General features: G+C 68.5%; 9 protein-coding genes. 5 read left to right on the top strand and 4 right to left on the bottom strand.

All coding sequences use genetic code 11. The annotated features are described in order from the left end of the window. The first annotated feature begins 19 nt into the window (after positions 1-19). The 5 genes from extI (at position 20) to AN478_RS11815 (ending at position 6,591) form a co-directional block, all read left to right on the top strand. Positions 20-1,234 (top strand): selenite/tellurite reduction operon porin ExtI, encoded by a 1,215-nt coding sequence (gene extI, locus AN478_RS11835; RefSeq protein WP_231627416.1) that lies wholly within the window; start codon positions 20-22, stop codon positions 1,232-1,234. 41 nt (positions 1,235-1,275) lie between these two features. Beyond that, entirely contained in the window at positions 1,276-2,763 is a 1,488-nt protein-coding gene (locus AN478_RS11830; RefSeq protein WP_082433067.1) for a two-component system sensor histidine kinase NtrB, read from the top strand. Then, complete coding sequence (locus AN478_RS11825; protein WP_054966837.1) at positions 2,747-4,180, top strand: sigma-54-dependent transcriptional regulator; 1,434 nt, start codon at positions 2,747-2,749, stop codon at positions 4,178-4,180. The genes AN478_RS11830 and AN478_RS11825 overlap by 17 nt, the downstream gene beginning before the upstream one ends. Positions 4,181-4,518: 338 nt before the next feature. Next, the gene (locus tag AN478_RS11820) at positions 4,519-5,541 is read left to right on the top strand and encodes a sugar-transfer associated ATP-grasp domain-containing protein (protein ID WP_143004035.1); all 1,023 of its coding nucleotides are present in this window, start codon (positions 4,519-4,521) and stop codon (positions 5,539-5,541) included. 42 nt (positions 5,542-5,583) lie between these two features. Then, positions 5,584-6,591: an ATP-grasp fold amidoligase family protein gene (locus AN478_RS11815; RefSeq protein ID WP_054966835.1), complete on the top strand. Its 1,008-nt coding sequence runs from the start codon at positions 5,584-5,586 to the stop codon at positions 6,589-6,591. Here AN478_RS11815 and parC read toward each other — a convergent pair. From parC to AN478_RS14165, 4 genes are all read right to left on the bottom strand, one after another. Further along, positions 6,586-8,883, bottom strand: coding sequence for a DNA topoisomerase IV subunit A (gene parC / locus AN478_RS11810; RefSeq protein WP_143004036.1), 2,298 nt, complete (start codon positions 8,881-8,883; stop codon positions 6,586-6,588). The two genes, AN478_RS11815 and parC, sit on opposite strands and share 6 nt — an antisense overlap. Before the next feature lie 207 nt (positions 8,884-9,090). After that, on the bottom strand, positions 9,091-11,073 hold the full coding sequence (locus AN478_RS11805) for a DNA topoisomerase IV subunit B (protein ID WP_054966834.1): 1,983 nt from the start codon (positions 11,071-11,073) through the stop codon (positions 9,091-9,093). 293 nt (positions 11,074-11,366) lie between these two features. Next, positions 11,367-12,836: an ICP22 family protein gene (locus AN478_RS11800; protein ID WP_054966833.1), complete on the bottom strand. Its 1,470-nt coding sequence runs from the start codon at positions 12,834-12,836 to the stop codon at positions 11,367-11,369. Between the two features lie 130 nt (positions 12,837-12,966). After that, a partial coding sequence (locus AN478_RS14165) for a hypothetical protein (protein ID WP_054966832.1) occupies positions 12,967-13,550 on the bottom strand: 584 nt, incomplete at its 5' end.

Below are 13,550 nucleotides of genomic sequence, written 5' to 3'. Positions count from 1 at the left end.
AACGGAAGGGGGAATGCAAATGCATTCACAGCGTACGACCGAGCGGGGCGCTCCCATGCGGGGGCATTGCGGAAGCGGGATCCTGAAACGGGCCGGCTGGGGGGGACTCCTCTTCGCGGCCGGCCTGGGAACGGCCCAGGCGGGGCCGACGGCGAACTTCGGCGAGCAGGGTTTCGTAACCTTCAACTACGCCGGCCAGTTCTGGGCACAGTATCAGGACTTCACCTCGGCCACTGACAACGGCTCGCAGACGGACTTCTTCCTGCGCCGCAACCGGCTGACCTTCAAGGGGCAGTGGTCCGATTACATCGGCTTCTACGCGCAGCTGGAGGCGACCTCCGATGGCCGGGACGAGACGATGAGCACCGGCCGCTCCATCTATTACCGGGATGCCTACCTCACCATGGACTTCTCCGACCCGTTGCGCTTCATCGTCGGTAAGTTCAAGAACACCTTCACCCGCGAGAACCTCGAGGCCTGCCTGGAGCCCCTGACCCTGGACCGGGCGGAAACCATCGCCTACACGCCCTTCGGGCGCAGCCGGGACGTGGGCGTGGCCATGTGGGGCAACCTGCTCGACGCCCAGGTGCAGTACCGGGTGATGGTGGCCGACGGGCGCGAGGCCGACGAGGTGGTGCAGGATTCCCCTCGGGTGACCGGACGGATCCACTGGTCCCTGCTCGATCCCGAGTACCAGTACGGGTACCGGGGCACCTATCTGGGCACCCAGCGGGTCCTGACCATCGGTGCCTCCTACGATTACCAGGCGGACGTGGCCTACGGCGATGCCCCGAACCTGTCGGACAGCAAGGACTACGACGCCTGGACCGCGGACATCTTCTTCGAGTACCCGTTCAGCTGGGGCACGCCCACGCTATCCGGTGCCTACATGGATTACAGCGTGGGTGACGCCATCAACATGAACCCGGACGACGAGCTACCCATCACCAGCGAGCTGGATGCCTACTACGCCAAGGCGGGCTACCTGGTGCCCGGCAAGGTGGGGCCCGGCCGGCTGCAGCTCTTCTACCGCTACGAGAACTCCGACTACAACGTCGACACCGGCTTCTATGACCAGACCTGGAACAGTGCGGGATTCAACTATTACATTGACGGACAGAGACTGAAGTTCACGTTCGAGTACGCCATGGTGGACTTCGATCAGCCCATGGACGGTGTGCCGCCCCTGGAGGACTACGACCAGGCCACGGCCGGGCTGCAGCTGATTTTCTAGCGGCCGCGGCAGCACGTCCCCACAACAGGCAGGATTGCGCCATGAAGGAGCTTTTCTCCCGGTACGCCGGGCTTCGCGCATGGTGGCAGGAGGGCGATTCACGCAGGCGCATTTCTGCGGGGGTCCTGCTTCTCCTGGGAGTAGGGCTATGGGCGGCGACGGAGGTCCGGGCGGATGGCCTCGCCGGGGCCTCCTTGCTTTCCGTCCTGGGACTCGCCATCCTCGTTACCTCACGCACGCGGAGTGACGAGGTGCATCGGGAGGCCCGCGACGAGGCGCTGCGGGCCCTTCACGATAAAATCGCCGAGGCCAAGGAGGGTTGCCTCCAGCCGGTGGAGGTGGGCACCCTCGGGGACCTCGACCCTCGAATGTCCAGGATGGTCAGCGACTACAACCGAATGATCGAGAACTTGCGGTCGACGTTCAACTATGTAGAAGAATGCCAAAACAAGGTGCTCGCCGAGCGCAACAAGACCGACGCCCTGCTGCAGAGCCTGCCGGGGGCGCTGATCAGCGTCGACGAGAACCTGGTCATCACCACGGTGAACAAGCAGGCCGAGGAGATCATGGAGGGCCCGGCGGAGGCCCTGATCGGCCAGAACCTGTTCGAGCTTCTCGACCTCAACGAGGCGGACCGCTGCATCCTGCGGGACGCCTTCCTCTACAAACGCCCCGTGCGCAACCAGGAGATCGCCCTGACCATCGGTCAGGAGCCGCGCGCGGTCTCCATCAACCTGTCCTTCCTCTCCCGGGAGGACACGGACATGGCGGCGGTGGTCACCCTCCAGGACATCACCGAGTACAAGCGCCTGCAGGAAAGCGTGTACACCCGGGAGAAGCTGGTGGCCATGGGCCAGCTGGCGGCCGGGGTGGCCCATGAGCTGAACACGCCCCTGGGCAACATCCTCGGCTATTCCCAGCTGATGCAGGAGTCCCTGGACGACCCGGAGCGCCTCGCCCACTACTCCGGTGTGGTGGTGGAGGAGGCCAAGCAGTGCTCCCGCATCGTCCAGGACCTGCTCAACTACGCCCGCAAGGACCAGTGCGTCGGCGAGACCTGCGGCCTCAACGCCCTGATCGGGGAGGTCAACGACACCTTCCTGAACTGTCGGCTGAAGCGGTTCAAGGTGGATCTGGAAACCGAGCTGGACCCCGGGATCCCGGAGGTGGAGGGCGGCTGCGGCGAGCTCGACATCGTCTTCACCAACCTGATCCTCAACGCCATCCAGGCCCTGAAGGGGGTCGATAACCCCCAGGTGCGGATCCGGACCTGGGAGGAGCCCAACGGCATGGTGGGTGCCAGCGTGGAGGACAACGGCCCGGGCATCCCACCCGAGATCCGCAGTCGCGTCTTCGACCCCTTCTTCACCACGAAGGATGTGGGTGCCGGGAGCGGCCTGGGGCTCGCCATATCCCAGGCCATGCTTTCCAAGCGGGGCGGCTACATCATGTACGACGCCGACTACGCCGACGGCGCTCGGTTCATCCTCCGTCTACCCTCGGCCAAGGCCCATGAAGCTAGCGATTGATCCGGAAAGCGGGGAGGGCACCGAGGAGGCTCCGGAGGATCTCGACCGCCTCCCGCGGGTCCTCGTGTGCGAGGACGACCCCAAGATGTGCGAGCTGGTGGCCAGCGTGCTGAAGCCGCTGGAGGCGGAGGTGGTCGGCCTCACCGATTCCCAGGAGGCCCTGGACTACCTGGAGCGCAGCCGGGTGGAGGTGGTGGTCACCGACCTCAAGATGCCCCGGGTGGACGGCCTGGACGTGCTGCGCTTCGCCAAGCAGCAGGATTCCTCGGTCCAGGTGGTGATGATCACGGGGTACGGCACGGTGGAGTCCGCCGTGGAGGCCCTGAAGAGCGGCGCCTACGACTACATCCGCAAGCCTTTCGACAATGCCGAGCTCTACCACACGGTGGAGCGGGCCCTGGAGCACAACCGCCTGAGCATGGAGAACCGCCGGCTGCGGGCGGAGCAGCGGCTGTTCGGCAGCTCGGCCCTGATCGGCCAGTCCGCCGGGATGGTGGCCGTGCAGCGGCTGGTGGACGCCGCGGCCGCTTACGACTGCAGCGTGCTCATCGGCGGGCAGTCGGGCTCGGGCAAGGAGCTGGTGGCGCGCCAGATCCACAAACAGAGTCCGCGGGCCGATTACGCCTTCGTGGCTGTGAACTGCGCCGCCATCCCCGAGGACCTCATCGAGAGCGAGCTGTTCGGCTACCGGCGGGGCGCCTTCACCGGGGCCGATCGCGACAAGCCGGGCCTGTTCGAGGCGGCCAACGGCGGGACCATCTTTCTCGACGAGATCAATAACGCCTCCCTGTCTCTGCAGGCCAAGCTCCTGCGGGTCCTCCAGGACGGGGCCTACTACGCCATGGGCGACACCCAGCCCCGGACCACCGACGTCCGCGTGCTGGCCGCCAGCAATCGGGGCATCCCGGAGCTGATCGAGGCCGGCCACTTCCGGGAGGACCTGTTCTACCGCCTCAAGGTCATCGAGATCGACGTGCCCCCGCTCCGGGACCGGCGGGACGACATTCCCCTGCTGACGCAATACTTCCTCCACAAGTACACCCGGAAGTACGGCAAGAGCCTGAAGGGCGTCACCACGCCGGTGCTGGGCGCGCTCATGCGCTACGACTGGCCCGGCAACGTGCGCGAGCTGGAGAACCTGGTCCAGCGCATGGTGATCCTCGCCGAGGGGGAGAAGATCGACACCGACGTGCTGCCCCCGGAGCTCCAGCAGCCCGGGGAGGTGGCCGGCAAGGCGCTGGACTACATCCCCCCGCAGAGCCTTGAGGAGGTGGAGGCCTACTTCATCAAGAAGACCCTTCACGAGACGGAGGGGGACCGGGCCCTGACCGCCGAGATCCTGGGGATCAACAAGTCCACCCTCTGGCGGAAGATCAAGAAGTACCAGCTCGAGGGCGGGGCGGAAGGCGGGGCCTGACCCCGGACCGGACCCCGTGCGGCGACCCCGTAACCGCTGCTCCCGGAGCGCCCTTGGGCGCTCTCCCGCCTCCTCGCTGGCGGGTTGCCTCAACCCGATTTCCCGCCTCTCCCGACCTCCCGAATCCCGGGAACCGTCCCGCCTCCAGGGCGGTTGCCCCTTTCCCGCAGGGGGTTCGCCGGGGCCGGTACCGGGCCCGCCGGTGCGGAAGGCCCCCAGACTCCCGCGGCTGAACCCCCAGCCCATTGCAGAGCGCGGATCCACCGTCCATAAGGATAAGAATGGTTTCCTTATCCGCCCTTCCCGACGGGGAGGGCCTGTGATTCGGGTGGAGGCACGTGATCCAGGGTCTGAGCCGGAGGGCAAGGGCGCTTGCGGGGCTGTGGGGCCTGGAACGGGCCTCCCTAGTGGCCCCGCGGGTGGACATGCTCTCCCGGGGGTTCCTGTCCAAGCGCCGGCGCATGTACCCCTTCCACGCCTACCCCCGCGACCGCTTCCTGAGCGACTGGGAGGTGGAGCTGCGCTTTCCGGCCATCAACCCCGCTTTCGTGAAGGAGCTTCTGGGCAACAAGCTCGCCTTCCACCTGTTTCTGCGGGATTTCGGCCTGGACGGCCACTCCTGCGGGCTCGTGGGGCTGCTCGCCGACGGCGCCTTCGTCCCCACCGAGGGGGCGGCGGACCTTGGGGAGGCCCTGCAGAGGAGCCGGCGGCTGTTCCTGAAGCCGGTTTCCGGGGGTGGAGGGCGGCGGTGCCGGGTGGTGGAGGACGTCGGGGAGCTTCCCGGGGAGGGGCTGTGGCTGCTGGAGCGGGAAGGGGTCCCCCATCCCTACGCCTCGTCCATTTTCCCGGGCGCCCTGAACACCCTGCGGGTGCTGGTGCTGAAGGACGCGCGGGGGGCCTTCCTGGCCGGGGCCGCCCATCGTTTCGGCGCCTCGCGGGAGGTGCCGGTGGACAACTTCTCCCGGGGCGGGGTGGCCTGCGGGGTGGACCCGGAGCGCGGCGTGCTGGGCCGGGGAGTCACGGAGCCGGGGCTCTACGCCCGGGACGTTCACGACCGCCATCCGGTAACGGGGAAGCGCCTGGAGGGGGTCCGGGTGCCCTTCTGGGAGGATCTCAAGGAATTGACTGTGGAATTGACAGAGGCGGTCCCGGGTCTGCGGTACGCCGGCTGGGATATTTTTGTATCCCCCGAGGGACCGAAGGTCATCGAGGGGAACGGGGATGTGGCCAACCCCAACAACCTACTGCAGCCGCACCGGCCGTTGCTTACCTGTCCGAGAACCGTGGCGTTTTTCCGGGACCATCATGTGCTCTCCGAGGGTCGGGCCGAGGCCCTGATCCGGAACCTGGGCGCGGCCTGAATGGGCGTCGGTCCCCCTGGTCCCTGTGGGAAGAGGACGGTCATGCATCTCCAATGGCTCCCCGATGGACTGGCGCAGGCTTGCCGGCGCGTGGGGCTGGGGCTCCGACGCCGGATCGATTGGGGGTCGCGGGCCAAGCGGCTGCTCATCGACGCCATCCTCTACCCCTCGGACCTGTACACCTCCGTGACCACCCATCGGGAGAAGATCGGCCCGGTACCGCGCCTCTGGGCGCCACGGACCTTCAACGAGCACATCCAGGCCCGGAAGCTGTTCGACCGCAGGCCGGTCTACACCCGGCTGGCCGACAAGCTCGCGGTGCGGGACTACGTGGCCCGGGAGGCGGGAAGCGTCTATCTGCCCGAGCTGTACTGGCAGGGCAAGGACATCCGGGAGGCCCCGCGGGCGGACCTGCCGTCGCGCTTCGTCATCAAGTCCAACCACGCGGTGGGCACGGTGATCCTGGTGGAGAGCCCGGCGGAGGTGGACTGGGCGGAGGTGGGGCGACAGACCCGCGGCTGGCTGGAGATGGACATCTCCACGATCATGGGGGAGTGGCACTACCGGTGGATTCCACCGCGGCTCTATATCGAGGAGCTCCTGCCGGCCCCGGCGGGGCAATCCGCCCCCGTGGATTACAAGATCTTCTGCTTCGGCGGGCAGCCGGTCTTCATCGAGGTGATGCTGGGGCGGGGGCGGGACCCCCGGATCCTGATGGTGGATGCGGAGTTCCGCCCGCTCCCGGTGCGGGGCAAGGCCCCGGCCCCGGAGGAGTCCCTGGAGAAGCCCGCCAACCTGGCGGAGATGCTCTGGGTTGCAGAGCGCCTCTCCCGCCGCTTCCGGTTCGTGCGCGTGGACCTCTACAACATCGAAGGTCGGGTGGTCTTTGGGGAGATGACCTTCACCCCGGCGGGAGGCGCCATGCAGCTGGACCCCGGCGACTGGGACTACTGGCTGGGGGAGCATTTCCGGACCGCCGCACCGCCACCCGTGCCCAAGCCCGCCAAGCCCCGGGCCGGAAGGCGCCGGTGGGTAGGAACCGTCCTATAGACGGCTCTTCACCACCTCCTTGGGCACCTGTTTGCCCCGGCTGCCGCGGGTTCGCACGTACTCTTTAAGGGCCTCCGGGGAGAGAGTCACGGTCTTGCCGCCCTTGCCGGGAAGGGTCAGCCCCGCCTCGTCCACCCGGTCCACCCGCGCCAGGGCCTCGCCTTCCTTCAGCTCCATGAGCTTGACGCCCTTGCCGGAGGTCATCTCCTTGACTTCACCGGCGGGGAAGACGGCCAGGTGGCCGCTGTCGCTGACCGTGGCCACCTGGTTGCCGTGGGCAGCCAGGGGCAGGGGCGGCAGTACGTTGGCACCGTTCAGGGACTTGAGCACCGCCTTGCCATTCCGGGTGCGGCCCAGCAGGTCGCCGAAGGTGGTGATGAAGCCGTAGCCAGTGGTGGTGGCCAGTAGGAAGCGGTCCCCGGGATCGCCGATGACCATGCCCGCCACGCCCGCACCCTGCAGGTCCACCAGGGAGGACAGCGGGGTGCCGTAGCCGCGTCCGCCGGGGGCCTCGTTGGCCGACACGGTGTAGGCACGGCCATTGGTGGCGAGGACCACCACCGACTTGGTGGTGCGGGTCTCCACGGCGGCCAGGGGGCCGTCGCCGTCCTTGTGGGGCACGGAGGTGAGGTCCAGGCCGTGCCCCTGGCGCGCGCGGAACCAGCCCTTGCGCGACAGCAGCACCGTGACCGGCTCGTCCATCACCGGGGCCTCCATGGCTACCGGCTCGGAGTCCTCGATCAGGGTGCGGCGGTCGTCGCCGTAGGTGGCGATGTCCGCTTGCAGCTCCTCCACGATCTTGTCCGTCATGGCGTCGTGGTCGGCCAGCAGGTGCTCCAGGTTTTCCTTCTCGCCCCGCAGGTCGGAGAGCTCCTGGTCCACCTTGATGGAGTCCATGCGCGTAAGCCGGCCCAGGGGGATGGCAAGCACGTCGTCGGCCTGGGCCTCGGTAAGGGCGAACTGCTCCATGACCCCGGCCTTGGCTTCGGCGTAGTCCTCGGCGTTGCGCACGATGGCGATCACCGCGTCGATGTCGAGCAGGACCGCGCGGCGGCCCTCCAGGATGTGGATGCGGTTGTCCACCTTCTCCAGGCGGGCGCGGCTGCGCCGGGTGACCACTTCGCGCCGGAAGGTGGTCCAGCCCGCCAGCACCTCCTTGAGGGCCAGCTCCTTGGGGCGGCCGTCCAGGTCGATGAAGGTGAGGCTCACCTTCTGGCGCACCTCCAGGGAGGTGAGGCCCATGAGGAAGCCCATGAGCTCCTCGGGCTTCTGGCGCTTGGACTTGGGCTCGATCACCAGCCGCACCGGGCCGGTGTCCTGGCCGGCCTGGTTGGACATGCCGCCCACCTGGGCCAGGACCGCCTGCTTCTTGGCCTTCTGATCGCTGGTGATGTCCTTCTTGCCCTTCTTGGGCTGCGGATTGGCCAGCGCGTCGATCTCGGCGAGGATCTGCTCGGCCGAGCTGCCGGGGGGGAGCTCGGTGACCGCCACCTGCCAGTCGCCGCCGGCCAGCTTCTCCACCTCCCACCGCGCGCGCAGGGTGAGGGAACCGCGCCCCTTCTCGTAGAGCGCCGCCAGCTCCTCCCGGGAGGCGCACACCTGCCCGCCGCCGGGGAAGTCGGGGCCCTGGATGTGCTCCAGCAGGTCGGCCGTGGTGGCGTCGGGGTTGCGGTAGAGGGCAACGGCCGCTTGCCCCACCTCCCGCAGGTTGTGGGAGGGGACGTCGGTGGCCAGGCCCACGGCCACGCCGGGCTGGGCGTTGAGCAGGGCCATGGGCACGCGCGCCGGCAGCACCTCCGGCTCCTGCTCGGCGCCGTCGTAGTTGTCGATGAAGTCCACCGTGCCGCGGTCGGTCTCGCCGAGCAGCACGTCGGAGAAGGGGGTCAGCCGCGCCTCGGTGTAGCGCATGGCGGCGGCGTTGTCGCCGTCGGGGGAGCCGAAGTTGCCCTGGCCGTCCACCAGCGGGTAGCGGAAGGTGAAGTCCTGGGCCATGCGCACCATGGCGTCGTAGGCGGCCTGGTCGCCGTGGGGGTGGTACTTGCCGATCACCTCGCCCACCACCCGGGCCGACTTCTTGTGGTCGGTGTCGGCGCGCAGGCCCAGCCGGTGCATGGCGTAGAGGGTGCGGCGCTGGACGGGCTTCAGCCCGTCGCGCACGTCGGGAATGGCGCGCCCCTTGACCACCGACAGGGAGTAGGCCAGGTAGGAGCGGCCCAGGTGCTCGCGCAGGTCCAGCCAGTCCTCGCCCCGCTCGCCGTCGCGGGCGCCGGCGAAGGTGGTCATGTCAGCCATGGAAATCCCTCATTGATGCCTTTTCTGGGAATGCGCCAGGAATCCAATCGTTTGTAGGAGCGGCGTCCTCGCCGCGACCCGCAGGGGCGACCGAAGGAGGTCGCGGCCGGGAGGCCGCTCCTACGGGCCTTCCAGTGCCTGGGGGAACAGTCTCCAGCCCCAGGTGGTCGCGGTGGGCGCCACCGCTCCTACCGGCCCGTCCCCGGTTCAAATGTCGGCTTCCACCTGGTCGCCGTTGGCCTCGATCCAGGCCCGGCGTGCCGCCGCCTCGCGCTTGCCGAGGCAGCGGTTCACCTCGTTCCAGGTCTCCTCCTCCTCGTCCTCGGGGACGAACAGCGGCAGAAGCCGCCGCGTATCCGGGGAGAGGACGGTCTCCCAGAGCTGCTCGGCGTTCATCTCGCCGAGGCCCTTGAAGCGGTAGGCCTTCACCTTTTCCGGGTCGATGCCCTCGTCGGCCAGCTTCTCCAGGGTGGCGGCCTTCTCCGGCTCGTCGAGCACGTAGATCTTGCGCGCGGGCTTGCCCTTGCCCTGGCCGGGGACATCGAGGCGGAACAGCGGCGGATGGGCGACGAACAGGTGGCCGCGCTCGATGAGCTTGGGGAAGTGGCGCAGGAACAGGCCGATGAGCAAGGCCTGGATGTGGGCGCCGTCCACGTCCGCGTCGGCGAGGATGACGATCTTGCCGTAGCGCAGCCCGGAGAGGTCGGCCTCCTCGTCGAGGCCGTGGGGGTCCACGCCGATGGAGACGGCGATGTCGTGCACCTCGCGGTTGCCGTAGAGCTCGCCGCTGTCCACCTCCCAGGTGTTCAGCACCTTGCCGCGCAGGGGCAGCACCGCCTGGGTGTCGCGGTCGCGGGCCTGCTTGGCGCTGCCCCCGGCGGAGTCCCCCTCGACGATGAACAGCTCGGTGCGGGCCGGGTCGTCGGACTCGCAGTCGGTGAGCTTGCCGGGCAGGGTGGCCAGGGCTCCGCCGCGCTTCTTGGCGGACTTCTTGTTGGCCTGCTGGCGCTCCCGGGCCGCGGCGATGGCCAGCTCGGTGATGGCCTTGCCGGCTTCCGGATGCTCGTTGAGCCACAGCTCGAAGCGGTCGCGGAACAGGGTGGTCACCAGCTTGGCCGCCTCGCGGGAGGTGAGCTTCTCCTTCACCTGGCCCTGGAACTGGGGGTCGAGGAGCTTGGCGGAGAGCAGGAAGCAGGCCCGGCTCCAGATGTCCTCGGGAGCGAGCTTCACGCCCCGGGGCAGGAGCTGGTGGTGCTCGGCGAAGGCCCGGATGGCCTCGGTGGCGCCGGTGCGCAGGCCGTTGACGTGGGTGCCGCCCTGGGCGGTGGGGATGAGGTTGACGAAGGACTCGCCCAGCCCGGCCCCCTCGGCCACCCAGGTGATGGCCCAGTCCACGCCCTCGCCGGGCTGGAAGTCGCCGGCGCCCGTGTCCGGGTCGTAGAAGCGGCCGGCGGCGTAGACGGGGCAGACGGTCTCGCGGCCGTCGAGCAGTTCCTCCAGGTACTGGGCCATCCCGTTCTCGTAGGCCCAGGCCTCCACCATGGGGTCGCCTTCCTCCTGCTGCCGGACCAGCTCCACGCGCAGGCCCGGCAGCAGGATGGCCTTGGTGCGCAGCAGGCGGCGGAGGGGGTCCAGGAGGATGCGTCCGTCGTCGAAGTAGCGCTCGTCGGGCCAGGCGCGGATGGTGGTGCCGGTGGAGCGCTTGGCCACGGTGCCGGTCTGGGCGAGGGGCTCGTCCACCTCGCCGCCGGCGAAGGCCATGCGGTGCTCGGCGCCGTCGCGCCGGACGGTAACCTCCAGGCGGCGGGAGAGGGCGTTGGTTACCGCCACGCCCACCCCGTGCAGGCCGCCGGAGATGCCGTAGACGCTGTCGCCGCCCTTCTGGAACTTGCCGCCGGCGTGGAGGGTGGTGAGGATCACCTCCACCGCGGGCTTGTTCTGCGCCTTGTGGTGCTCCACCGGGATGCCGCGCCCGTCGTCCTCCACGGAGACGGAGCCGTCAGGGTGCAGGGTGACCCGGATCAGGGTGGCGTGGCCGCCGAGCGCCTCGTCGGCGGCGTTGTCCACCACCTCCTGGATGATGTGGTTGGGGGCGGAGGTCTCCGTGTACATGCCCGGGCGCTTACGCACCGGATCCAGCCCCTCGAGGACGGTGATATCCTCGGCGGAGTAGCCGCCTTCCTTGCCCATGAACCGTGTCTCCGCGGCGTTTTCGGGAATAGGGTTTGGCCGCCCCGGCGACGATGCCCGCAGTCCGGCGGGCGCCGTTGCCGGGACGGCGGGACACTCTAACGGAATCGGGCGGAAAAGTAAGGGAAAGAGCCGCGGTTGAAAATATCCCCGAAGGTTGGCCCGCGCTGGGAGGGCTCGCGGAGGGGGCTTCCAAGGGGGGGTGGCCAAGCAAAAAGCCCGGGTGCTCGCACCCGGGCCCTTGCATCGCCTCGCGTCGGGCCGGGGCCTGTGCCCCGGTGCCGTGCGGCTGCCTACGGCTCTTCGGAGAGGTGGAAGGTCCAGGTCTCCGGGGTTTGCCCTTCGTTGGCGTTCTCGTCCTCCTTGGCCAGGAAGACGTAGGTCCCGGTCTTGGGGTCCCGCGCCAGGGTATCCCACTTGCCGTGGGCGTTCATCGGCCCCTCCCCCGCCAGCTCGAAGTCGGACCAGCGGTCCGTGGTGGGGTCGTAGGTCCACATGCGCAGGCGCCCGTCCACCTTCTTGGCCACCAGCGCCTTGCCCAGCTCCGGAGCCCACTCGATGGAGAGGGAGGCGCCCACTGCCTGGCCGTTGTGGCGCAGCTGGGCCATCTGCTTCACCTCGCCGGTTTGGAAGTTCATCTGCTGCCAGCGTTGCTGGGCGTAGACGGTGCTCCAGCCGGTCTCCGGGTTCATGGCGCTGTACACCTCGGTGTAGTTCCCGCCCGTGGAGCCATCGGTTACCACCGTATCCCAGCCCCCGGTCTCCGGATTGTAGGCCCAGGCCCGCTCGGAGTAGCCGCTCCCGGCGACCGTGACCACCGTGTCCAGCCCGGGGTCGTAGGAGAGGTCCCAGATGGCGATCTGCCCCGTGTTGTTGAAGGGGAACGGGTCCTTGGCCAGGTCGGTCCAGGCGCCGTCGGCGTCGCCCATCTTGGGGTCGTAGCACCACAGGCGCTGCTTGAGCAGGCAGTAGCCGTGCCCGGGCCACCAGGTCATCTGGGCGTAGGAGTGCTTGGTCACCGGACGGCCCCGCGGCGAGAGCAAGTCCACCTCCCAGCCGCCACGACGGCTGGCGTCCATGGCCTCCTTCTCGTCCTGGGTGAGGTGGTCCCATTCCCAGACGTTCTCCCAGTTCTCCTCCTCGGTGAGCTGGACCCAGCGGTTGTTGGCGATGTCGTAGGCGTCCACGTCGTTGCCGGGGTGGGTCTTGTGGCCGCCTCCCCAGTAGTAGACGAAGCCGTTGCCCGCGGTCACCCCGGAGTAGGGGCGGTAGTCCGGTTGGCCGGCACCCGCCTCGGGGTCCTGCTTGATCCAGGTTCCCGCCGCACCCTCGGCGGGGTCGCTCTTCGGGGGATCCTGGTCGGTGGAGCCGGAGTCGTCCCCGGTCTGGTCCCCGGAGTCCGAGCCCCCGTCGGTGGAGTCCCCGGAATCAGTGCCGTCCTGCTCGCCGGAGTCCGGGCTCCCGTCGCCGGAATCCCCGGAATCCGTTCCCCCTCCGCCCGAAGTCCCGGATCCTCCCGTGCCCTGGTCGGTGTCCGATCCCTCCTGGCCGGATTCGTCAGCACCGGTCCCTTCCGACCCGGTGGACTCGCCGGAATCGCTCCCATTGCCGTCGGAGGTTTCCTCCGTCTGCTCGGTCCCGTCGTCCGCGCTGGGGAGGCCGTCGACGTTTTCCAGCTCCTCCCCGCAGGCGGTCACCAGCAGGGCGGCGCATACCGCCGCGCTGGCGGGAAGAAAGCGGTTCCCCCCGTTTCCTTGAGCCATGTGCGTCTCTCCTGATTTCCGGTTATCCCCGCGCCGGGCGGGGCGTTCGACAAAAGAGGGGCCCGGGGCTAGAGCCCGGGCCCCTCGCGTCGCTACGGTTCAGCCATGCGGCCTCGGCCTCGGCATCCGCTCACTGCGAGATGCTGTAGGCGCCCATGTTGTAGGCGTTATCCCGAGGCTCCGTGGCCATGGGGTGCCGGTACTGCTCCGTGGGCTCGTGCGCCGAGTCCACGGCCGAGGGGGCCGATTCCACGTGGAGCTGGTCATCCAGGTACTGGTCCGCCGCGTAGCTCTGGTTCTTGCCGTTCCAGTCGCCGGGGTACCAGTAGACGCCCTGGGTGGTGCCGTCCTTCACCAGGCGGGCCCCCGTCACCAGGTTGTTCTCGATGGTCATGCTGTCCATGTCGTACACATCGAGCAGCAGGGAGGACCACAGGGTCTCGCCCTTCTTCAGGAAGCTGTTGTAGGCGATGGTGATGTCGGCGTTATTCACCGGGCAGGGCTTCACATCGCCGTAGCGCTTGCGCACGGTCACGTCCATGGCCTGTACCGCGCCGTCCCGGTTCTCCGAGACGATGGCGTTGCCGACCACCCGGTTGGTGCCGCAGCCCCAGATGTTGATGAGGTTGGCGGTGGTGCCGTAGTTGTCGAGCAGGTAGTTGTTCTCGATGTCCACGTTCACCGATTTGGCCTTGATCATGTGGCCGTTGCGGG

Source organism: Thiohalorhabdus denitrificans, assembly GCF_001399755.1.
In the GTDB taxonomy this organism is placed as follows: Bacteria; Pseudomonadota; Gammaproteobacteria; order Thiohalorhabdales; family Thiohalorhabdaceae; genus Thiohalorhabdus; species Thiohalorhabdus denitrificans.
The sequence above is the reverse complement of the archived record's forward strand: the minus strand, read 5'-3'. Positions and strand labels throughout refer to the sequence as shown.